Below are 20825 nucleotides of genomic sequence, written 5' to 3'. Positions count from 1 at the left end.
GGAGTATTTTTGAAAAGATGAAGATTGGGGCATTATGCTCGATCCTTGGCGCGGGTGTCGCCTGGGCCGACGCGCCTTCGGACTATGCGGAGCATTGTGCATCCTGTCATGGCGAGAACCGTCTGGGCGGTGTTGGCCCCGCGTTGATCCCTGAAACGCTCAAACGCATGCGGGGTCCCCGGGTTGCCGCGGTAATCGCGGAAGGGCGCGCCGCGACACAAATGCCGGCCTTCTCGCACGAGCTGGATGCTCTGCAAATCGAAGAGCTGGCCGGTTGGTTGAAATCGCCGTTGGAATCCGACCCCGAATGGGGCGAGGCCGAGATATTGACCAGCCGGATGCTGGACGAGGAATATGTGCCGGTGGATGCGCCCGTCTGGGACAGCGACCCGATGAACATCACGCTGGTGGTGGAAACCGGAGATCACCATGTCAGCGTTCTGGATGGCGACACGTTCGAGGTTCTGGACCGGTTCGAAACCCCCTTCGCCGTGCATGGCGGTCCAAAATTCAGCCCGGATGGGCGGTATGTCTTCATCATGTCCCGCGACGGATGGGTCCAGAAGTACGACATTTGGGCCCTGAAGCAGGTGGGCCGTGTGCGTGCCGGCCTGAACAGCCGTAACATCGCCATGTCCGGCGATGGCAAATGGGTGGCTGTAGCCAACTATCTGCCCAACAGCCTGACGGTGTTGTCCACCGAAGACCTTTCAGTCGCAAAGGTCATCGAGGTCAAAAGCAAGAAGGGCGTGCCCAGCCGCGTTTCGGCTGTCTATCAGGCCCCTCCGCGGGAAAGCTTTGTTCTGGCGCTGAAGGATGTGCCCGAGATTTGGGAAGTGTTCTACGGTGCCAATCCCCCGCAATCCGGGCTTGGTCATGATTTCCGCATCGAAGGCCAGTTCAAGAACCCCGACCCCTTCCCGGTGCGCAAGATCACCACACCTGACTATCTGGACGATTTCTTTTTCGACCAGAGTTATGAATATGTCATGGGAGCGTCCCGCGATGGCAAGGGCGGACAAGTGATTGATCTGGTGATCGGGCACAAGGTGGCCGATCTGGATTTGCCCGGAATGCCGCATCTGGGCTCGGGCATCACATGGAAACACGGCGATACGACCGTGATGGCCACGCCGCACCTGACAGACGGCGCCGTGTCGGTGATCGACATGGAAAGCTGGGAAACCGTCAAACGGATCAAGACCGAGGGCCCCGGGTTCTTCATGCGCAGCCATGAGAACTCGCCTTATGTCTGGGCCGATGTTTTCTTTGGCCCCAACAAGGACGCAATGCACGTCATCGACAAGCAAAGCCTTGAAATCGTAAAGACCCTGCGCCCCGCTCCCGGAAAAACCGTGGCCCATGTCGAGTTCACCAGGGATGGCAGCCACGCGCTGGTTTCGATCTGGGAAGATGACGGCGCGGTGATCGTTTATGACGCGCAGACGCTGGAAGAAATCCGCCGCCTGCCGATGCGCAAACCTTCGGGGAAATACAATGTCTGGAACAAGATCACCTTCTCGGAAGGAACCAGCCACTGAGGGAAAATGGCCGGTTTGGAAACTGGCCATTCTGCTGTATCCGGCCACGGCGTTGACCGTGGCCATCAACCTGTTTTTGCTCGGGCTTATCCTGCACAGCGTCGGGTTCGGTGCAATCGAACCGGTGCCGGCTCTCCTCTGGTCGATTCCGCTGGGCATTCCTGCGGCATGGCTGGCCGGTCGGTGGCTGCGCGGATTGATGGACGAGGCCGACGGGTAGATTCAAATTTTCAGGCACCTGACCTAAGTCAAGTCTTCGCCTGGAAGAATCCCCTACGGTTCAGAAAAGAACGCCGAGCTGGATTCTCAATGCCCACCGTCCGCCCCCCGCATAGCCTGTTTGATCGCGTGTCCCGCGCGGTGTGCGGTTTGGTGGGTGTTTTCCTGTTGCTTTTGCAGATGCTTGGCCCGGTGCTGGCGAGTCCCGGGGACAGCATGTGGATCGAGATCTGCTCGGAGGCAGGGGCGGTCTGGGTTGAAGTGGACCTTGAGGAAGGCACTGATGACCCGACCGCACCTTGCCCGAAATGCGCCGATTGCGCGCTGTGCGCGGTGACAGTGGCAGCCCCGCTGCCAGACCTGCCGCTGCTGACGCAATCCGGAAATGTACAGATTGTACCCGCTGCAATCGGGGATCTGTGCATTTTGTACAACTCAAGGCGACTGTGGCCCGAAACCCGAGGGCCCCCGGTTGCGACCCAAGAAAAATCTGAACGCGCCCTGCGCGCGTCCGTGGCGTTCACTCAAGTAAACGGAGGTGCGCCGTGGTCGTAAGTCGCGCAATCCATTTCCTGCTGGCTTTTACCCTGTCCTGCCTGATGGCGATCAGCGCCCATGCCGACAGCCTGGCCAGCTTCCTGCCCGACATCGAACCTGCCGATCTGGCCCCCGGTGCCGATGCCTTTGGCCCGGTACGCGATGACGTCAAGGTCGCCCCCGTCCTGAAGGGCGGCGAGACCGTTGCCTGGGCATTCCTGACCTCGGACTTTGTTGGCACGACCGGTTATTCCGGCAAGCCGATCCATGTCGTTGCCGCCATCGATAACAATGCCGTGTTGACCGGAGTGCAACTGGTCAAGCACTCGGAACCCATCGTGCTGATCGGCATCCCCAATTCCCGCATGGTTGAATTGACCGAAGGCTATGCCGGCCTTGACCTGAAGGTTGAAGCTGAAACCGGGGGTGAGGGGCACGACCTCGACATCATCTCGGGCGCGACCGTCACGATCATGGTGATCGACGACAGCCTTGTGCGTGGCGGCATCAAAGTGGCGCGTGCATTGGGTCTGGGCGGCTTGTCGCCGTTGCAGGCCGACGGGCCAAAGCGCGAAGTCGATATGGCGCAGAATGCGGTCTATGACTGGTCGACCCTGTCGGGTGACGGCTCGATCCGGCGGTTGACGCTGGATGTCGGGCAGGTCAACGCCGCCTTTGAGGCCACCGGCGACCAGCGCGCGATCAAGCGCCCCGAACCGGGCGAACCGGATGACACCTTCATCGACATGCATATGGCGCTTGTCTCGGTTCCGTCGATCGGCAAGTCACTGCTGGGCGACGCCGAATACCGGAACCTTGTGAACTGGTTGGACGAGGGCGAACAGGCCATTCTGGTGCTGGGTCGCGGATCCTACAGCTTCAAGGGATCAGGCTATGTGCGCGGCGGGATCTTCGATCGGATCCAGTTGATCCAGGGCGACAACTCGGTCCGGTTCTTCGACAAACAGCAAGTGCGCCTTGGCAAGGTTGCAGCCCCGGATGCGCCCAGTTTCACCGAGCTGGACATCTTCAAGATTCCCGCCGATGCCGAGTTTGACCCGACCGAGCCGTTCCGCCTGCAACTGCTGGTACAGCGTGCCGTGGGTGCCGTTGAGAAAACCTTTCTGACATTCGATCTGGGCTACAAACTGCCCGACCACTACCTGCTGCCCGTTGCAGCCCCAACGGTTGTCGAGGATGCAACCGGCGAAGCCGCCGCCAAGGCCGCCCTGTGGCAACGCATCTGGAAGGATCGCACCGTCGAAATCGCCATTCTCGGCGTCATGCTGCTGGTCCTGACCGCGACGTTCTTCTTTCAATTCCACGCGACGATGAATGCGCGGGTCTTCTACTGGTTCCGCATCGGCTATCTGACCATGACCCTGTTCTTCATCGGCTGGTACGCCAACGCGCAGCTGAGCGTGGTGAATCTGATGGCGCTGGCGGGCAGCTTGCGCACAGGATTCTCGTGGGATGCGTTCCTGCTGGACCCGCTGGTCTTTATCCAGTGGTTCGCTGTCGCTGCCGCGCTGCTGTTCTGGGGGCGAGGCGCCTATTGCGGCTGGTTGTGCCCGTTTGGCGCGTTGCAGGAGTTGACCAACAAGATCGCCCGCGCGCTGAAAGTACCGCAATGGACGCTGCCCTGGGGACTGAACGAGCGCCTGTGGCCTGCAAAATACATGATCTTCCTCGGTCTCTTCGGCCTCAGCTTTGTCTCGATCCCGTTGGCCGAGAAATACGCCGAGGTCGAGCCGTTCAAAACGGCGATCATTCTGAAATTCATGCGCGACTGGCCCTTTGTGGTCTTTGCGCTGGCCCTGCTGGGAATCGGGCTGTTCATCGAACGGTTCTACTGCCGCTATCTCTGCCCGCTGGGTGGAGCACTGGCGATCCCTGCCCGTATCCGCATGTTCGACTGGCTGCGCCGCTACAAGGATTGCGGCTCCCCCTGTCAGACCTGCGCCAACGAATGCCCCGTTCAGGCGATCCACCCCACCGGTGAGATCAATCCGAACGAGTGCGTCACCTGCCTGCATTGTCAGGTGCTCTACCAGTCCGAGGACAAATGTCCCGTCGTTATCCGCCAACTGAAACGGCGGGCCAAGACAGGGTCGGTCCAGATGAAGACCCCACTCGGACAACCACCGGCGAACCATCCGAACGCCAAACCGCAATCCGTTTCCTAAAAGGAGGAACGAACATGTCGGAACATGACAACAAGCTAACCGTCACACGCCGCGGGATGCTGGGTGCAACTGCAACCGGCGCCGTGCTTGCCGGGACCGGTCTGGGCTCGACCCTGATGACCGCGAAACAGGCGAGCGCCGCGGCCAATGCCAATCTCGAGCCCGGCGAGCTGGACGAGTATTACGGTTTCTGGTCTTCGGGTCAGACCGGCGAGCTGCGCATCCTGGGCTTCCCGTCCATGCGCGAGCTGATGCGCGTTCCGGTGTTCAACCGCTGCTCGGCCACCGGTTGGGGCCAGACCAACGAGTCACTGAAGATCATGACCGATGGTCTGCTGCCGGAAACCAAGGAATTCCTCGCCAAGCGTGGCATGAAAACCTATGACAACGGCGACCTGCACCACCCGCACATGTCGTTCACCGACGGCACCTATGACGGCCGTTACCTGTTCATGAACGACAAGGCCAACACCCGTGTCGCCCGTGTGCGTTGCGATGTGATGAAATGCGACAAGATCACCGAGATCCCGAATGCCAAGGCGATCCACGGTCTGCGTCCGCAGAAATTCCCGCGCACCGGCTATGTCTTTGCCAACGGCGAAGATGAAACGCCGCTGGTCAATGATGGCAGCGTGCTGGACGATCCGTCGCAATACGTGAACATCTTCACCGCGCTGGACGGCGACACCATGGAAGTGGCGTGGCAGGTGATCGTGTCGGGCAACCTCGACAACACCGACTGCGACTATCAGGGCAAATACGCCTTCTCGACCTCGTACAACTCGGAAATGGGCATGAACCTGGCCGAGATGACCGAGAACGAGCTGGACCACGTGGTTGTTTTCAACCTCGCGGAAATCGAAAAAGGCATCGAGGCTGGTGATTATCAGGAACTGAAAGGCGTCAAGGTTCTGGATGGACGTAAGGGTCAGAACAAGAAATACACCCGCTACATCCCGATCCCGAACTCGCCCCACGGCATCAACACCGCGCCTGACGGCAAGCATGTCTGCATCAACGGTAAGCTGTCGCCCACCGTGTCGATCATGGACGTGACCAAGCTGGACGCCCTGTTCGAAAGCGATGCCGATCCACGGTCCTGCATCGTCGGTGAGCCACAGCTGGGTCTTGGTCCGCTCCACACTGCCTATGACGGTCAGGGCAACGCGTTCACCACGCTGTTCCTGGACAGCCAGATCGTGAAGTGGAACATGGACAAGGCGATCCGCGCCTACGCGGGTGAGGATGTCGATCCGATCATCTCGAAGGTCGATGTTCATTATCAGCCGGGCCACAACTCGACATCGATGGGTGAAACCAAGGATGCCGACGGCAAGTGGCTGATTTCGATGAACAAGTTCTCAAAAGACCGCTTCCTGAATGTGGGTCCGCTGAAGCCTGAAAACGAACAGCTGATCGACATCTCGTCGGATGAGATGAAGGTGGTTCACGACGGCCCGACTTTTGCCGAGCCGCATGACTCGATCATCGTTCGCAGTGACATCGTCAACCCGGTCAACGTGTGGGACCGCAACGACGTCACATGGGAAGACGCCCGCAAACAGGCCGAAGCCGATGGCATCGATCTGGAAGAAGGTGCCGAGGAACCGATCCGGGATGGCAACAAGGTGCGGGTCTACATGACATCGCAGGCCCCGACCTTCAGCCTCGAGAAGTTCACCGTCAAACAGGGCGACGAGGTCACGGTTTACATCACCAACCTGGATGATGTGGACGACGTGACCCACGGCTTCTGCCTGGGCAACTACGGAATCGCGATGGAAGTCGCACCGATGGCAACCGCCTCGGTCACCTTCACCGCCGACCGTCCGGGCGTGCACTGGTTCTATTGCCAGTGGTTCTGCCATGCGCTGCACATGGAAATGCGCGGCCGGATGCTGGTCGAACCGCAAGGAGCCTGACCCATGCGCTGGCCCCTGCTCATACCGCTCCTGCTCGGCTCGCCCCTTTGGGCGGCGGACTGGGATGTGCCCAACCGGGCGGGGGCCATCAATGAAATACTGGCTCAGGCGGCGGACGGAGATACCCTCCGCCTGAGCCCCGGTGTTTATGCCGAACATCTGATTCTGGACCGGCCCGTCACGATCGACGGGCTGGGACAGGCCACCATTGACGGGCAAGGCACCGGCAGCGTCATCACCGTGACCGGCCCGGGCGTGACCGTGCGCGGTCTGACTGTGATCGGCTCGGGCTCAAGTCATGACGGGATCGACAGCGGAATCCAACTGACCAAAACGTCAAAAGCGCCGGTGGTAGAAGACAATGTGCTGCTGGGCAATCTTTACGGCATCGACATTCACGGTGCCAAGGACAGCATCGTGCGCGGCAACCGGATCGAAGGGCGTCAGGACCAGCGGATGAATGACCGCGGCAATGGCGTCTATGTCTGGAATGCACCGGGCGCGGTGGTCGAGGGCAATGACATCCGCTATGGGCGCGACGGGATCTTCGTGAACTCGTCCAAGAAGAACACCTTTACAGGCAACCTGTTCCGCGACCTTCGGTTCGCGGTGCACTACATGTATGCCGACAATTCAGTGGTCAGCGACAATGTCTCGATCGGCAACGATCTGGGCTATGCGGTCATGTTCACGACCAATGTGAAGGTCGCAGACAACGTCTCGATCAGTGACCGTGAACATGGCGTGATGCTGAACTACGCCAACAAGAGTGAGATCACCGGAAACGTGGTGATCGGCGCCAAGGAAAAGTGCACCTTCCTTTATAACTCCAACAAGAACGAATTCACCGACAACTGGTTCCAGGGATGCGGCATCGGAATCCATTTCACCGCCGGCAGCGAACGCAACCGCATCGTTGGCAATTCCTTCATCGGGAACCGGACACAGGTGAAATACGTCTCGACCAAATGGGTCGAGTGGTCGGAAGACGGGCGCGGCAATTACTGGTCCGATTTTGCCGCCTATGATGTGGATGGCAACGGCATCGCCGATGCCCCCTATCGCCCTAATGACTCGATGGACCATGTGCTGTGGACCCAACCCGCAGCCAAACTGCTGCTCGGCTCTCCTGCCGTGCAGCTGGTGCGCTGGTCGCAATCCGCCTTTCCGGCACTGTTGCCCGGTGGCGTGATGGACAGCAATCCATTGATGCAACCCCCTGAACCCCCAGCTATGAAAAAGGTGCCTCATGACGGATAAGGCCCTGACTATTGACCATGTCAGCAAGGACCGGGGCAAAACCCGCGTTCTTGACGATATCACCCTGTCTCTTGCCCCCGGTCAGCGCGTTGCGCTGCTGGGCCATAACGGCGCAGGCAAGTCGACCCTGATCAAATCCATCCTTGGCCTGACGCCGATCCAAGGCGGAGCAATTCGGATCGGAGACGCCACCCCCGGCAGCGCCCAGGCGCGGCGGGAAACGGCGTATCTGCCCGAGGCGGTCTCGTTCCACCCGGCCCTGACCGGGCGCGAGCAACTGACACTGTTTGCGAAATTGTCCGGTGCCAGGGCGGATGTAGCCGGTCTGCTGGAGCGCGTAGGTCTGAGCGATGCGCTGGATCGCCGGATCGGCACCTATTCCAAAGGGATGCGACAACGTCTGGGTCTGGCACAGGTGCTGCTGGGTCAACCGAAAGTGGCTTTGCTGGACGAACCTACCAGTGGATTGGACCCGATCTCGCGCCAGGACCTCTATGCCATCATCGACGAGTTGGCCGCGCAGGGCATCGCCGTGCTGATCGCCAGCCACGCACTGACCGAGGTCGAGGCCCGTACCGACCGGATCGCAATCATGCGCAAGGGCCGGATGGTAGCTGATGACACGCTGAACAATCTGTCGGCCCTTGCAGGCCTGCCGATCCGTCTGAAAGTGCGTGCTAGCGCCAACGCCGATGCCTTGGCTGCTGAACTGGGTGGCAACCGGATCAACGGTGCGTTGGTGGAACTGCTTTGCACCCCCGCTGACAAGATGGAGGCTCTGCGCCGCATCGCCGGAATGGGCGACGCGGTCGCGGATGTGGAAATGACCCCGCCCAAGCTTGAAGATCTTTATCGTCACTACGCGCAGGAGGGATTGCAATGACCCGCTTTCTCGCCATCACCCGTACCGAAATGCTGATCCTGCGCCGCAACCGCTGGTTGCTGGTCGCCACGGTTATCATGGTGCTGTTCGCATTGGCGCTGACCTTTGCGGGCAGCGCGCCTACCGGCACGCTGGGCGTTGACATGCTGACCGTTTCGGTTGCGTCGATGACCACGCTTTCGGTCTACCTCGCGCCCCTTCTGGCGCTGATGATCTCGTTCGATGCCATCGCCGGTGACGTGGACCGGGGCAGCCTGTCACTGCTGTTGTCCTACCCTGCAGGGCGCGGAGAAATCCTGTTGGGCAAATTCACCGCACACCTTGCAGCGCTGGCCTTCGCCATGACGGTCGGTTTCGGTACCGCCGGCGCGGTGGCGGCCTTCTTTGGTGGTGCCGGGCCGGAAAGCCTGATGGCGTTGGTCCGTCTCATCCTCACATCCATCCTTCTGGGCGCCGTGTTTCTGGCGCTGGGATACCTGCTGTCTGCCCTGGCTAAGGGGGCTACGGCGGCGGCAGGTCTGTCGGCCGGGCTCTGGCTGGTTTTTGTTGTCCTCTATGATCTGGGCCTGTTGGGGGCTGTCGTCATGGACAAGGGCGGCACCTTTACCCAATCCGTCTTTCCATGGGTGATGGTGGCCAACCCGGCCGACGCATTCCGTCTGTGGAACATCGCCGCGACCGAAGGAGTCGCAATGGCTTCGGGCATGACCGGGGCCGCGCAGGCCCTGCCTGTGTGGGCCGCGCCGGCATCTTTGTTGATCTGGCCAGTGATCGGTTTTGCCCTCGCGCGGCTGGCATTCCGGAGGGTCGAGCCATGAAACCTCTCGTTCTGGTTGCCCTGATCGCGTTGGCGGCCTGCAAGGAAGACCTGGCCGAAGCCCCCGATCCGGTGGATCTGACCCCGGACGCGCTGAGCTATTTCTGCCAGATGAACATCGCCGAGCACGGCGGCCCCAAGGGCCAGATCCATCTGAAGGGATATCCCGCACCGCTGTTCTTCGCGCAGGTGCGCGACATGGTGGCATATCTCAAAAGCCCTGAGCGAGATGCCGACATCACAGCCGTCTATGTCAGCGACATGGGCATTGCGCCAAGCTGGCGGCAGCCGGGTATCTCGAACTGGATCGCCGCGGATGACGCGACCTTTGTGGTTGGCGCCAATGTGGCGGGCGGCATGGGTGCGCGCGAAGTGGTGCCATTTGCCGATCCTGCCGATGCTCAGGCATTCATTGAGATTTACGGCGGGACGGCACTGGGCCTTCCGGACATCCCGGATACCGAAGTGCTTGGCCCTGTCGATCTTGAACTCTCATTGGAGACCCCCGTATGACCGCCCTGTCCCGCCGCCGATTTCTGATCATCTCAGCCGCCTGCGCTGCGGCCACACCGGCCGCAGCCTCTGACGCGCGTTGGCACGGCACCGCGCTGGGTGCCGCTGCAAGCCTGCGTTTGGTCGGGCTGACGGATGTCGAAGCTGCACCCATCATAGCCGCCGTTGAGACCGAGGTTGCCCGGCTGGAAGACATTTTCAGCCTGTATCGCCCGCAATCGCAGCTCAGCCGGTTGAATCGCGACGGTGTTCTGACGGCGCCTGCTCCTGAATTGTTGAACGTGCTGAGTCTCTGCACCGCGCTGCATCAGGCATCGGATGGCGCCTTTGATCCGAGCATTCAGCCCCTTTGGTATGCATTGGCTACGGGCGCGCGCGCTGACGATCTGGTTGAAGTTCAACAGGCAATAGGCTGGGAAAGGGTATCTTTCGACGTCTCGGCCATTCGCCTTCCGGTGCCCGGAAAATCCGCGCTGACGTTGAACGGTATTGCGCAGGGCGCGATCACCGACCGGATCGCCGACCTGCTGCGTGGCCATGGTCTGCGTGATGTTATGGTTGATATGGGGGAAATAGCCGCCCTGGGCGCGCGTGGCGACGGTGCGCCCTGGAAAGTTGGATTGGCGGCGCCGGACCAAACGGTTCTGAAACGAATTGAATTGAGCGATCGGGCAGTGGCGACATCTTCAACGCTGGCGACTCAGCTCAGCCCGGGGGTCGGGCACATCATTACCCTGGATGGGCCCTCAAGCCACGACAGGACCGTTTCGGTTTCTGCCCCGGAAGCGGCACTCGCGGATGGGCTGTCCACTGCACTTTGCGCGGCATCCGCCGACAAAGCCAGAGAGATCCTGACGTTCTTCCACGACGCCCGTATCGAGTTGAACGTATGACGAAGAGGTAGAAATCTCAGCCCGATCAAAAAAATCCGAAAAAGTATGATATAGGTCAATTCGTGCGCTGCTGAAGGCAGCTAGGAAGTGAAGACGCGAACCTATCAATCGAATTTCGAGTCGCCAGCCATGAGCCAGTTGACAAGCAGACGCGCTTTTCTGAGCGCGCGTGTCCTGCGGAAGGACCCAGATGCGATCCGTCCGCCGGGGGCAGTCGCAACTGGTTTCGGCGATTTGTGCACGCGTTGCGAAGATTGCGCCGCGGCTTGTCCTGAAGACATCATCACATTCGACGACAGCGGTTTCCCCGTTCTGGACCTGTCCGCAGGCGGTTGCACCTTGTGTGGTGACTGCGCTGACATTTGCCCGACCCCTGCGTTGCTGCCCGAACGCGTTGCCGAGTGGCCATGGCGCGCGCAGATCGACGACGCAAGCTGCCTGTCGACGAACGGGGTAAGCTGCCGTCTGTGTCAGGACAATTGCGAAAAGGATGCCATCCGTTTTCGCCTGCAACTGGGCGGACGCGCGGAACCGGCGCTTGAAGCAGAAACCTGCATCGGCTGCGGAAGCTGTTCCGCCGCCTGCCCCGCCGGGGCGATCGTGATGCACCGCCCCACCCTACAACACCCGGAGGTGAACCAATGAACATCTGTGGCTGCCTGGTCCACATCGCCCCCGATTACACCGATGCCGCACGCGCGGCGATGGCCGGAACCCAGGGCGTCGAGCTTCATGCCGAAGCCGAGGACGGCCGTTTTGTAGTTGTTGTCGAGGATACGGCCGACCGGCTGGCCTCGGACACCATCATGGATCTGCACCAGATCCCCGGAGTGATCTCACTGTCACTGACTTATCACCATTTCGAAGATCTCGCGGAGACGGCTCCGCGTCCTGATGCTCCAAGCCAACCGTCCAGCAGGAGGCCCATGCAATGACCATCTCTGAATCCCGTCGTACATTCCTGAAAGCGTCCGCAGCGGCAGCCACTGCCTCGGCTGCGGGCATTCCCATGGCCGCAGGTCAGGCCAACGCCCAGGTCGGCGCGCCCGATATTCGCTGGGACAAGGCTGCTTGCCGGTTCTGCGGTACAGGCTGTTCGGTTCTGGTGGGCACCAAGGACGGCCGCGTGGTGGCCACGCAAGGCGACCCGGACGCACCGGTGAACCGGGGCCTGAACTGTATCAAGGGCTATTTCCTGTCCAAGATCATGTACGGCAAAGACCGCCTGACCACACCGCTTTTGCGCAAGACCAACGGCGAATACGACAAAAATGGCGAGTTCGAACCGGTCAGCTGGGATGAAGCCTTCGACGTGATGGCCGCCAAATGGAAAGAGGCCCTTGCCAAGAAAGGCCCGACCAGCGTGGGCATGTTCGGCTCGGGGCAGTGGACGGTCTGGGAAGGCTATGCCGCCGCCAAGATGATGAAGGCCGGGTTCCGGTCGAACAACATTGATCCCAATGCGCGTCACTGCATGGCCTCGGCCGTTGTGGGCTTCATGCGCACCTTCGGCATTGACGAGCCGATGGGGTGCTATGACGACCTTGAGCACGCCGATACCTTCGTGCTGTGGGGATCGAACATGGCCGAGATGCACCCGATCCTGTGGTCGCGCCTGACCGACACCCGCCTGACGAAACCGGGTTGCGAAGTGCATGTGCTGTCCACTTTCGAACACCGCTCGTTCGAGCTGGCCGACAATGGCATGGTGTTCAAACCGCAAACCGATCTGGCGATCCTGAACTATATCGCCAATTACATCATCCAGAATGGTGCGGTGAACGAAGAGTTCGTCAAGAACCACGTCAACATCACCAAAACCGCCACCGATATCGGTTACGGCCTGCGGGAGAACAACCCCCTGCAACAAGAGGCTGAAAACCCGAACTCGGGCAAGTTGGAGCCGATCAGCTTCGAGGAATATGCCGAGGCCGTTTCGAAATACACGCTGGAATACACCTCGGAGCTGTCCGGTGTTCCGGCTGACAAGCTGGAGCGTCTGGCCAAGCAATATGCCGACCCCGACCGCAAGGTGATGAGCCTGTGGACCATGGGCTTCAACCAGCATACCCGCGGGTCCTGGGTGAACTCGCTGATGTACAACGTGCACCTGCTGGTGGGCAAGATTTCGGAACCCGGCAACTCGCCCTTCTCGCTGACCGGCCAGCCGTCGGCCTGCGGTACCGCGCGCGAGGTTGGCACCTTTGCGCACCGCCTGCCCGCCGACATGGTGGTCATGAATGACAAGCACCGCGAGATTTGCGAAACCGCCTGGAATGTGCCTGCGGGCACCATTCCGGCCAAGCCCGGTTTCCACGCCGTGCTGCAACACCGCAAGCTGAAGGATGGCGATCTGAACGCCTATTGGGTTCAGTGCACCAACAACATGCAGGCTGCGCCGAACATCAACGAGGAAGGCTATCCGGGCTATCGCAACCCGGAAAATTTCATCACTGTTTCAGACCCCTACCCGACGGTCACTGCTGTTTCCGCCGACCTGATCCTGCCCACCGCCATGTGGGTCGAGAAGGAAGGCGCCTATGGCAACGCCGAGCGCCGCACCCAGTTCTGGCGGCAACAGGTCAAGGCCCCGGGCGAGGCCAAATCGGACCTGTGGCAGGTGATGGAGTTCTCGAAGCGCTTCACCGTCGAAGAGGTCTGGGGCGAAGAATTGCTGGCCACCATGCCCGAGCACCGCGGCAAGACCATGTATGACGTCCTGTTTGCCAATGGCAGCGTCGACAAGTTCCCGCTGTCGGAAACCGCCGAAGGCTTTGACAATGACGAATCCGAGCATTTCGGCTTTTACGTGCAGAAAGGTCTGTTCGAGGAATACGCCAACTTCGGGCGCGGCCATGCGCACGATCTGGCACCCTTCGAAACCTATCACCAGGCCCGCGGTCTGCGCTGGCCGGTCGTGGACGGCAAGGAAACGCTCTATCGTTTCCGCGAGGGTTACGACCCCTACGTGTCCGAGGGTGCCGGCGTGGAATTCTATGGCCACAAGGATGGCAAGGCCAAGATCATCTTTGCGCCCTATGAACCTGCGGCAGAAGAGCCGGACGAAGAGTTCGATCTGTGGCTGTGCACCGGTCGCGTGCTGGAACACTGGCATTCAGGGTCGATGACACGCCGGGTGCCGGAACTGCACCGCGCCTACCCCGCCGCCGTGGTCTACATGCATCCGCAGGACGCCAAGGATCGCGGCTTGCGCCGGGGCCAGGAGATTGTTCTGTCAACCCGTCGCGGCGAGGTCACCAGCCGTGTCGAAACCCGGGGCCGGAACAAGGTGCCGCGCGGTCTGGTCTTCATGCCCTGGTTCGACGAAAGCCAGCTGACCAACAAGTTGACGTTGGATGCGACCTGCCCGCTGTCGAAAGAGACCGATTTCAAGAAGTGCGCATGTAAAGTCGAGCGCGCGTAACCAGAAAGGATCGTAGGGGTCGTTCCCATGTCTCTTGTCGATAAACCCCTTTCGCCGCAGCGGCGCCGGTTCCTTCAGGACTCGGCGCGGGCGGCGGGCGGCTGCGTGGTCGCCGGATCGTTGCTGGCCTATCTGGCCCGCGACGCCCGCGCCCTGCCGGCCGATGCCTTGCGCCCGCCCGGCGCATTGCCGGAGAAAGAGTTCCTGTCAGCCTGCATCCGTTGCGGTCTATGCGTGCGGGACTGCCCGTACGATACCCTGAAACTGGCCGAGCTCGGCTCGGATGCGGTGGCGACGGGAACACCATTCTTCACCGCCCGGGATGTTCCCTGCGAAATGTGCGACGACATTCCGTGTGTCGCTGCATGTCCAACGGGGGCACTTGACCCCGGGCTGGAGAATATAGACGACGCCGAAATGGGGACTGCCGTACTGGTCGACCAAGAAAACTGCCTGAATTTCCTCGGTCTGCGTTGCGACGTCTGTTACCGCGTCTGCCCCGTCATTGACGAGGCGATCACTTTGGAGACGGCGCACAATACCCGGTCGGGTCATCATGCGTTATTCATTCCCACCGTCCATGCCGACCACTGTACGGGTTGCGGCATGTGCGAAAAAAGCTGTGTTCTGCCCGAGGCCGCCATCAAGGTTCTGCCTGCCCGGCTGGCGCGCGGCAGCTCGGCAGAGCATTACCGTAAGGGGTGGGAGGAAAAGGCCGCCAAAGGTGCGCCGGTCGTCGAGGGGATCATCGATCTGCCCGACCGTTTGCCGGGGCCGGGAACCGACAATCTTGCCGCACCCGGCGGGTTTGCGCCGGAATATGATCTGCCGGGGGTGGGACAATGAGTGCCCGCACACATATGCCCGTAGGTCAGGAGGCCGTTGAAGGCAAAGGGTGGATCGGGGCGCATCGTTTTTTGCTGATGCGTCGTGCAAGTCAGCTGTTCTTTCTGGTTCTGTTTCTGCTGGGCCCATGGTTCGGCATCTGGATTGTAGAGGGCACTTTGGCGGGGTCACTGACGCTTGGCGTGTTGCCGTTGACCGATCCGTTCATCTTGTTGCAAAGCTTCGTCGCGGGCCATTGGCCCGAGGTGACCGCGCTGATCGGTGGGCTGATCGTTCTGGTGGTCTATGCCCTGATTGGCGGGCGTGTCTATTGTTCCTGGGTTTGCCCGATAAATCCGGTAACGGACGCGGCCAATTGGGTGCATCGCAAATTGGACCTGCCGAAAGGCTGGCAACCCAAGCGCGGCACCCGGCTGTGGATTCTGGCAACCGTGCTGCTGGTCTCGGGCCTGAGTGGCGTCATCGCGTGGGAGCTGGTCAACCCGATCACCATGCTGCATCGCGGGCTGGTATTCGGCATGGGCTTTGTCTGGGCCATGATCGCGGCCATCTTCGTGTTTGACGTATTCGTCTCACGCCATGGCTGGTGCGGCCATCTGTGCCCCGTGGGCGCGTTCTACGGGCTGATCGGGTCGAAAAGCCTGCTGCGGGTCAGTGCAGCCAATCGCACGGCCTGTGATGACTGTATGGATTGCTATGCGGTCTGTCCTGAAAACCAGGTGATCTCACCCGCGCTGAAAGGCAAGCCGGGAAGCTCGCCCCTGATCCTGTCACCTGACTGCACAAACTGCGGACGCTGCATCGATGTCTGCGCAGTCGACGTCTTCAACTTTACTCACCGGTTCGACGACCATGTCGTTCAACCTTCCGATCCAGTTGCCGCGCCTGAGCCGCGCGCTGCCAGACCTATCTAGGGGAGTGCCAAGATGAAAAGAACAATCGTTACAGGCGGAATTGCCCTTCTACCCGTAGTGTTGCTGAGCGGATGGGCCCTTGCGCAATCCGCACAGGTCGAATCCCTGCGCGGGGCCGGCGTTGACGAGCCGGTGCCACTGGATCAGATCCACCGCAACGCCGAAGGGCGGCAGCAGCGCAATTATCGCCAGCAGCCACCGTTGATCCCCCATTCGGTCGAACAATACCAGATCGACATTCGGACCAACCAATGCCTGTCCTGTCATGACTGGACCAAGGCCGGCGAGCGCAACGCACCGACCCTGTCGATGACCCACTACCTGGATCGCGATGGCAACGAACTGGATAAGATTGCCGGAACCCGGTACTTCTGCAATCAGTGCCACGTACCGCAGGCGGACGCACCGCCGCTGGTCGACAACGTGTTCCAGCCCTCCGCCGGCAACTGATCCAACGCAAGACTGAAAGGAGCACCGACATGGCAGACTCCCCTGAAAAACGCGGCTTGCTTGGTCGCCTCTGGAACGCGATCTGGACACCGGCAGTGATGTTCAGCTCGGGCTTTCTGATCCTCGCCGGTTTTCTGGCCGGTATCCTGTTCTGGGGTGGGTTTCACTGGACGCTGGAACTGACCAACACCGAAGAGTTCTGTGTGTCCTGTCACACGATGGAAACGAACCTGGGCGAGTATCGCGAGACGGTCCACTACAACAACCACTCGGGCGTGCGTGCGATTTGTTCCGATTGCCACGTTCCGGATGAGTGGAACCACAAGATCAAAGCCAAGATCATGGCCGTGAAGGACGTCTATCATGAACTGGCGGGCACGATCAGCACACCCGAGAAGTACGAGGAACATCGCCTGGCGATGGCCTCGGCCGTGTGGAAGAAGATGAAAGCGTCTGACAGCCGCGAGTGCCGCAACTGTCACAACTTTGACTACATGGACTTCACCATTCAGGAAACACGCGCCGCGTCGGAACACCAACGCGCCATTGACAGCGGCATGACCTGTATCGATTGCCACCAGGGCATCGCCCACAGCCTGCCACCCAACTACCTGGAAACATACGAAAAGGTGACTGCTGCACTGGAAGAGGAAGATGCGCAGGAGCACGCTGCTGCCACGGGTGACGACATCCGCGATTTCCTGAACAACAGCTCGAATTGATGTGGGGGCAGAGATGTTAGAGTTACTTGGAACCATCGGTGGAAACGTCCTGAGCTTGCCCGGCATACTCGGTCTGGCGCTGGGCATGATGACCCGCAAGCTGTGGCTGGGCGCGGCATTGGGCGGCGCAGTCGGCGTATTTGAAACGCTGGTTTTTGCGGGCTTCCAGTTTGCGCGTGTAGAGCCACTGGAACTGATCATCGCTATTGTGGTCGGCATCTGTGCAGGAAGCCTGGGCACTGCCATTCGCATCAAGGGCGCGACGGCCTGAAACACAGCCGGTTCCACCGTTTCGGTGGAACCGGCTTGTCACGTCGGGCCGGGCAGTGTCGTCACCAAGTCAATTGCTGTCTGCTTGTGTTTTCACGCCCGCTATCACCAATTCCGCGTCTCCGGGCAAGGACCGGAAGGCTGCGGGCAATATGCGATCGGTGAAAAGCACGTCCTTTTCCGTCATCCCGGGCAGGCGCAATGCCGGGCTGGTCTGGGCCTCGTTGAATTTTGTTGAATCAACCGCCATGAAGGTCTGGTCAGCGATATCGGACATCGCGCGGGCCATGTCAGCTTCGCATTGATCATAGACCATGAAGCCCTTGCTGGGATGCACCAGTGATGCCGACAATATGGCCGTTCGGGCCGAGAACCCTGCGATGACGTCATAAGCGGCCCGGTCGAAAGCGGCGCCGTCGTGGTTGCGCAACTGTGTACCCGCCATGAACACCCTGTTGCCCTCTTCCATCGATAACGTGGCGGCGATGAAGGCCGAATTTGTCACCACCGTGAGGTTTTTGCGCGCGCGAAGCGCCTGAGCAATGAAGCCCGAGGTCGAACCCGTGTCGATGGCGATGGCCGAACCGTCCGGTATCCGCCCCGCAACGGCATCGGCTATCGCGACTTTGGCGGCGCGGTTCTTTGTCATGCGGGCCAGAAACGGTGGATCCAACACGTTTTGAGTGCTGACCAATGCACCATGCACCTTGGACAGGCTGCCTTTGGCGACCATCGGCTTCACGATTCGCCTTACTGTCTGGTCCGACACCCGGAGAATGCGCGCCAGTTCCATGACCGAAATTCGCCCATGCAGGTTTACCGTGCTGAGAATCTCTTGCTCGTATTTCGACATATAGCGCCGCGTTATTTGTTGATTTCATCAGGTTACTTGCAAGAATGACGCTGTTCAAGCGACTTACTTCAACACTTTTCAAACATTTATGTTGCTTTTTGTTGTTTTGAGATTTTTGATGACAGCATATCACCTGAAGTGAGTGAACGCATGACAACGCAGTCGGTCAGACATCTCATCATTGGCGGCGGCATCATCGGATGCTCCATCGCGTATCACCTCGCACGGTCCGGTGAGACGGATGTTGTTCTCTTGGAAAGGGCGTCCCTGACCGAGGGGGCCACCTGGCATGCGGCGGGGCTTGTCGGGCAGTTGCGGTCATCACGCAACACGACGCGGATGCTGAAACGGTCCGTGGCACTGTATGATCGTCTGGCCGAAGAAACCGGGATGGCGTTCGACTGGAAGAAAGTCGGAAGCCTGCGCCTGGCGGCAACCAAAGAGCGGCTTCTGGAAGCCAAGCGTCTGGCGACAATGGCCCGCAGCTTTGATCTGGAGATGGAGATAATCTCGGCGGCAGAAGCCAAAACGCTGTTTCCCTATATCGACGCGAAGGGATTGGAAGGCGCGGCCTTTATCCCCTCGGACGGTCATGTCGATCCCGCAGGCCTGTGTCAGGCAATCGCGACCGGCGCCCGGATGCACGGTGCCCGGATCCGCCAATCCGTAGAGGTCACCGATTTTGAAATCCACAACGATCGCATCACCAAAGTGATGACATCGGAAGGGGATTATGAAGCGGACACCGTCGTTCTGGCCGCCGGAATGTGGAGCCGCGAACTGGCCGCCAAACTCGGGGTCGTTGTCCCGGCCTGCGCCGTCGAGCATCAATACATCGTAACAGAACCCCTGCCCGACCCCGATCTTGTAAAACGCCTGCCAACCCTGCGGGATCCCGAGCGGCTGGTGTATTACAAACCGGATGCAGGCGGGAGGCTTGTGATCGGCGGGTATGAGGACAACACGCTGCCGTTCGGCGACAGGGGCATTCCGGGCGCGTTTGTCCGGCAGTTGTTGCCCGACAACCTGGAGCGGTTTGCCCCCCTTGCTGAACTGGCAGGTCAGGTAACGCCGGTCGTCAACACGGTTGGACTCCGGCAGGTGATCAACGGCCCCATCCCTTACTCCGCGGATGGCGATTTTGTCATGGGATGGGCGCCCGAGCTGCGAAACCTGATGCTGGCGACCGGATTTCTGTACGGCATCGCGGCAGGTGGTGGCGCAGGAGAGATGATCGCCGAGTGGATTGTCGACGGCCGCCCGAGCCTTGATCTGTGGCCTCTGGACGTGCGCAGGTTCAGTCCGCATCACGCCACGCGCGCCTTCATGTATCCCCGCGCGGTCGAGCATTACGCGCATCATTACAAGATGCGATATCCGGGGCAGGAGGCGGAAACGTCCAGAAACCTGCGTCTGTCGCCCCTGCATGAGCGGCTAAAACAACATGGCGCGGTATTCGGGTCCAAGAATGGCTGGGAACGGCCGCTCTGGTTTGCTCCGGCCGGTGTAGAGCCGGTGGATCAGTTGGATTTCCTGTCTCCGGGTTGGAAAGCCTATGCCGAGCAGGAACACAAGGCCGCGCGCGACGGGGTCGTTCTGATCGATCAAACCAGTTTTTCAAAGTTCGAACTGATCGGCCCCGGCGCGCTGGAGGCCCTTCAAAACCTCGCCGTTTCAAACATGGACAAGCCGGATGGCGCGGTGATCTACACCCAATTGTGCAATGATCGCGGCGGCGTTGAAGCCGATATCACCGTCACCCGATTGGGGCGGGAACACTTTTATATCGTCACCGGGTCCGGATTCGGCGTGCATGACGCGGACTGGATCCGACGCCACCTGCCCCGCGATGGGCGCGCGCAGCTGATCGAAATGACGTCGGCACGCGCCGTCATCAACATTTGCGGCCCCAAAGCGCGAGATGTGATGCAGGCCGTTGCGGAAGAAGACGTCTCGAACGTTGCGTTTCCCTTTGCAACGGCCCGAGAGATCACTCTGGGAACGGCAAAGGTCCGCGCGATCCGCATAGGTTACGTCGGAGAGCTGGGATGGGAGCTGCATATTCCGACCGAATTCGCCCTGCATGTCTATGACCTGCTTTGGCAAGCCGGTCAGAGCCATGGCATCCGCGACATCGGCTACCGCACGATCGAGTCCTTGCGACTGGAAAAAGGCTATCTTTACTGGAGCGCCGACATCACTCCCGACTATTCGCCAATCGAAGCGGGCCTTGGCGCGCGGGTACATCTGAAATCCAAACAGGGCTTCATCGGGCGACCGGTGCTGGAGGCGCAGAAAGCGAAGGGTCCTGACCGGCGGCTCTGTACATTCATCACCGACGTGCGGCTGCCGATCACCGGAGGGGAGACCATACTGCATTGCGGCAAAACAGTCTCGCTTGCGTGCAGCGGTGGCTATGGGTTTACCGTCGGCAAGAGCATCCTCTACGGTTATCTGCCTGCGGGACTGGCTGGTGGGTCAGATTTCGAAGTGGAGGTGTTCGGCGAACGCCACGCCATCCGCCGCGTGGACGGGCCGCTTTACGACCCGGCAAACAGCCGGTTGAAAGCCTGAG

The 20825-nt window shown here is 60.3% G+C and carries 20 protein-coding genes; 19 read left to right on the top strand and 1 reads right to left on the bottom strand.

The genetic code is table 11. The features are described 5' to 3' along the window. Positions 1–17: 17 nt before the first annotated feature. From NOR97_RS17830 to NOR97_RS17745, 18 genes are all read left to right on the top strand, one after another. Entirely contained in the window at positions 18–1541 is a 1524-nt protein-coding gene (locus NOR97_RS17830) for a nitrite reductase (RefSeq protein WP_257601361.1), read from the top strand. Further along, positions 1498–1761, top strand: coding sequence for a hypothetical protein (locus NOR97_RS17825; RefSeq protein WP_170345486.1), 264 nt, complete (start codon positions 1498–1500; stop codon positions 1759–1761). The genes NOR97_RS17830 and NOR97_RS17825 overlap by 44 nt, the downstream gene beginning before the upstream one ends. 89 nt (positions 1762–1850) lie before the next feature. Next, on the top strand, positions 1851–2315 hold the full coding sequence (locus NOR97_RS17820) for a DUF2946 family protein (protein WP_257601360.1): 465 nt from the start codon (positions 1851–1853) through the stop codon (positions 2313–2315). 44 nt (positions 2316–2359) lie between these two features. After that, the gene (locus tag NOR97_RS17815; protein ID WP_257601388.1) at positions 2360–4483 is read left to right on the top strand and encodes a NosR/NirI family protein; all 2124 of its coding nucleotides are present in this window, start codon (positions 2360–2362) and stop codon (positions 4481–4483) included. A gap of 14 nt (positions 4484–4497) precedes the next feature. Further along, entirely contained in the window at positions 4498–6405 is a 1908-nt protein-coding gene (nosZ, locus tag NOR97_RS17810) for a TAT-dependent nitrous-oxide reductase (RefSeq protein WP_257601359.1), read from the top strand. 3 nt (positions 6406–6408) lie between these two features. Further along, positions 6409–7665, top strand: a complete 1257-nt coding sequence (locus tag NOR97_RS17805; RefSeq protein WP_257601358.1) for a nitrous oxide reductase family maturation protein NosD — start codon at positions 6409–6411, stop codon at positions 7663–7665. Further along, positions 7655–8548, top strand: a complete 894-nt coding sequence (locus tag NOR97_RS17800) for an ABC transporter ATP-binding protein (RefSeq protein WP_170345490.1) — start codon at positions 7655–7657, stop codon at positions 8546–8548. The genes NOR97_RS17805 and NOR97_RS17800 overlap by 11 nt, the downstream gene beginning before the upstream one ends. Beyond that, positions 8545–9366 (top strand): ABC transporter permease, encoded by an 822-nt coding sequence (locus NOR97_RS17795; RefSeq protein WP_170345491.1) that lies wholly within the window; start codon positions 8545–8547, stop codon positions 9364–9366. The genes NOR97_RS17800 and NOR97_RS17795 overlap by 4 nt, the downstream gene beginning before the upstream one ends. Continuing rightward, positions 9363–9878 (top strand): nitrous oxide reductase accessory protein NosL, encoded by a 516-nt coding sequence (locus tag NOR97_RS17790; RefSeq protein ID WP_170345492.1) that lies wholly within the window; start codon positions 9363–9365, stop codon positions 9876–9878. Before NOR97_RS17795 ends, NOR97_RS17790 begins: the two co-directional genes overlap by 4 nt. Then, positions 9875–10771, top strand: coding sequence for an FAD:protein FMN transferase (locus NOR97_RS17785; RefSeq protein WP_257601357.1), 897 nt, complete (start codon positions 9875–9877; stop codon positions 10769–10771). Before NOR97_RS17790 ends, NOR97_RS17785 begins: the two co-directional genes overlap by 4 nt. 129 nt (positions 10772–10900) lie before the next feature. Continuing rightward, a complete protein-coding gene (napF, locus tag NOR97_RS17780; protein WP_257601356.1) occupies positions 10901–11416 on the top strand; it encodes a ferredoxin-type protein NapF in 516 nt (171 codons plus the stop codon). Further along, positions 11413–11706, top strand: a complete 294-nt coding sequence (locus NOR97_RS17775; RefSeq protein WP_170345495.1) for a chaperone NapD — start codon at positions 11413–11415, stop codon at positions 11704–11706. Before napF ends, NOR97_RS17775 begins: the two co-directional genes overlap by 4 nt. Beyond that, positions 11703–14195, top strand: a complete 2493-nt coding sequence (gene napA, locus NOR97_RS17770) for a nitrate reductase catalytic subunit NapA (RefSeq protein ID WP_257601355.1) — start codon at positions 11703–11705, stop codon at positions 14193–14195. Before NOR97_RS17775 ends, napA begins: the two co-directional genes overlap by 4 nt. Before the next feature lie 27 nt (positions 14196–14222). After that, positions 14223–15041 carry a ferredoxin-type protein NapG gene (gene napG, locus NOR97_RS17765; protein WP_257601354.1) on the top strand — a complete coding sequence of 273 codons (819 nt, stop codon included), beginning with the start codon at positions 14223–14225 and terminating at the stop codon, positions 15039–15041. Then, positions 15038–15955 carry a quinol dehydrogenase ferredoxin subunit NapH gene (gene napH, locus NOR97_RS17760; RefSeq protein WP_257601353.1) on the top strand — a complete coding sequence of 306 codons (918 nt, stop codon included), beginning with the start codon at positions 15038–15040 and terminating at the stop codon, positions 15953–15955. Before napG ends, napH begins: the two co-directional genes overlap by 4 nt. A 12-nt stretch (positions 15956–15967) precedes the next feature. Continuing rightward, a complete protein-coding gene (locus NOR97_RS17755; protein ID WP_257601352.1) occupies positions 15968–16405 on the top strand; it encodes a nitrate reductase cytochrome c-type subunit in 438 nt (145 codons plus the stop codon). A 29-nt stretch (positions 16406–16434) separates the two neighbouring features. Then, complete coding sequence (locus NOR97_RS17750) at positions 16435–17127, top strand: NapC/NirT family cytochrome c (protein WP_170345500.1); 693 nt, start codon at positions 16435–16437, stop codon at positions 17125–17127. Between the two features lie 13 nt (positions 17128–17140). After that, positions 17141–17398 (top strand): hypothetical protein, encoded by a 258-nt coding sequence (locus NOR97_RS17745; RefSeq protein WP_170345501.1) that lies wholly within the window; start codon positions 17141–17143, stop codon positions 17396–17398. Positions 17399–17467: 69 nt separating this feature from the next. On the opposite strand, the gene NOR97_RS17740 is transcribed toward NOR97_RS17745, so the two are convergent. Next, the gene (locus NOR97_RS17740) at positions 17468–18250 is read right to left on the bottom strand and encodes a DeoR/GlpR family DNA-binding transcription regulator (RefSeq protein ID WP_257601351.1); all 783 of its coding nucleotides are present in this window, start codon (positions 18248–18250) and stop codon (positions 17468–17470) included. 150 nt (positions 18251–18400) lie between these two features. Here NOR97_RS17740 and NOR97_RS17735 point away from each other — a divergent pair, with 150 nt between their 5' ends. Continuing rightward, positions 18401–20824, top strand: a complete 2424-nt coding sequence (locus tag NOR97_RS17735) for an FAD-dependent oxidoreductase (protein WP_257601350.1) — start codon at positions 18401–18403, stop codon at positions 20822–20824. Position 20825 lies beyond the last annotated feature (1 nt).

The sequence above is a fragment of the Ruegeria sp. YS9 genome, assembly GCF_024628725.1.
GTDB classification, from domain to species: Bacteria; Pseudomonadota; Alphaproteobacteria; order Rhodobacterales; family Rhodobacteraceae; genus Ruegeria; species Ruegeria atlantica_C.
This window is presented reverse-complemented; position numbering and strand designations above follow the sequence as displayed.

Bases quoted from the DNA above. Each gene is read 5' to 3' on its own strand.
- NOR97_RS17830 (WP_257601361.1), top strand. From the start codon at position 18: ATGAAGATTGGGGCATTATGCTCGATCCTTGGCGCGGGTGTCGCCTGG.
- NOR97_RS17825 (WP_170345486.1), top strand. From the start codon at position 1,498: ATGTCTGGAACAAGATCACCTTCTCGGAAGGAACCAGCCACTGAGGGA.
- NOR97_RS17820 (WP_257601360.1), top strand. From the start codon at position 1,851: ATGCCCACCGTCCGCCCCCCGCATAGCCTGTTTGATCGCGTGTCCCGC.
- NOR97_RS17815 (WP_257601388.1), top strand. From the start codon at position 2,360: ATGGCGATCAGCGCCCATGCCGACAGCCTGGCCAGCTTCCTGCCCGAC.
- nosZ (WP_257601359.1), top strand. From the start codon at position 4,498: ATGTCGGAACATGACAACAAGCTAACCGTCACACGCCGCGGGATGCTG.
- NOR97_RS17805 (WP_257601358.1), top strand. From the start codon at position 6,409: ATGCGCTGGCCCCTGCTCATACCGCTCCTGCTCGGCTCGCCCCTTTGG.
- NOR97_RS17800 (WP_170345490.1), top strand. From the start codon at position 7,655: ATGACGGATAAGGCCCTGACTATTGACCATGTCAGCAAGGACCGGGGC.
- NOR97_RS17795 (WP_170345491.1), top strand. From the start codon at position 8,545: ATGACCCGCTTTCTCGCCATCACCCGTACCGAAATGCTGATCCTGCGC.
- NOR97_RS17790 (WP_170345492.1), top strand. From the start codon at position 9,363: ATGAAACCTCTCGTTCTGGTTGCCCTGATCGCGTTGGCGGCCTGCAAG.
- NOR97_RS17785 (WP_257601357.1), top strand. From the start codon at position 9,875: ATGACCGCCCTGTCCCGCCGCCGATTTCTGATCATCTCAGCCGCCTGC.
- napF (WP_257601356.1), top strand. From the start codon at position 10,901: ATGAGCCAGTTGACAAGCAGACGCGCTTTTCTGAGCGCGCGTGTCCTG.
- NOR97_RS17775 (WP_170345495.1), top strand. From the start codon at position 11,413: ATGAACATCTGTGGCTGCCTGGTCCACATCGCCCCCGATTACACCGAT.
- napA (WP_257601355.1), top strand. From the start codon at position 11,703: ATGACCATCTCTGAATCCCGTCGTACATTCCTGAAAGCGTCCGCAGCG.
- napG (WP_257601354.1), top strand. From the start codon at position 14,223: ATGTCTCTTGTCGATAAACCCCTTTCGCCGCAGCGGCGCCGGTTCCTT.
- napH (WP_257601353.1), top strand. From the start codon at position 15,038: ATGAGTGCCCGCACACATATGCCCGTAGGTCAGGAGGCCGTTGAAGGC.
- NOR97_RS17755 (WP_257601352.1), top strand. From the start codon at position 15,968: ATGAAAAGAACAATCGTTACAGGCGGAATTGCCCTTCTACCCGTAGTG.
- NOR97_RS17750 (WP_170345500.1), top strand. From the start codon at position 16,435: ATGGCAGACTCCCCTGAAAAACGCGGCTTGCTTGGTCGCCTCTGGAAC.
- NOR97_RS17745 (WP_170345501.1), top strand. From the start codon at position 17,141: ATGTTAGAGTTACTTGGAACCATCGGTGGAAACGTCCTGAGCTTGCCC.
- NOR97_RS17740 (WP_257601351.1), bottom strand. From the start codon at position 18,250: ATGTCGAAATACGAGCAAGAGATTCTCAGCACGGTAAACCTGCATGGG.
- NOR97_RS17735 (WP_257601350.1), top strand. From the start codon at position 18,401: ATGACAACGCAGTCGGTCAGACATCTCATCATTGGCGGCGGCATCATC.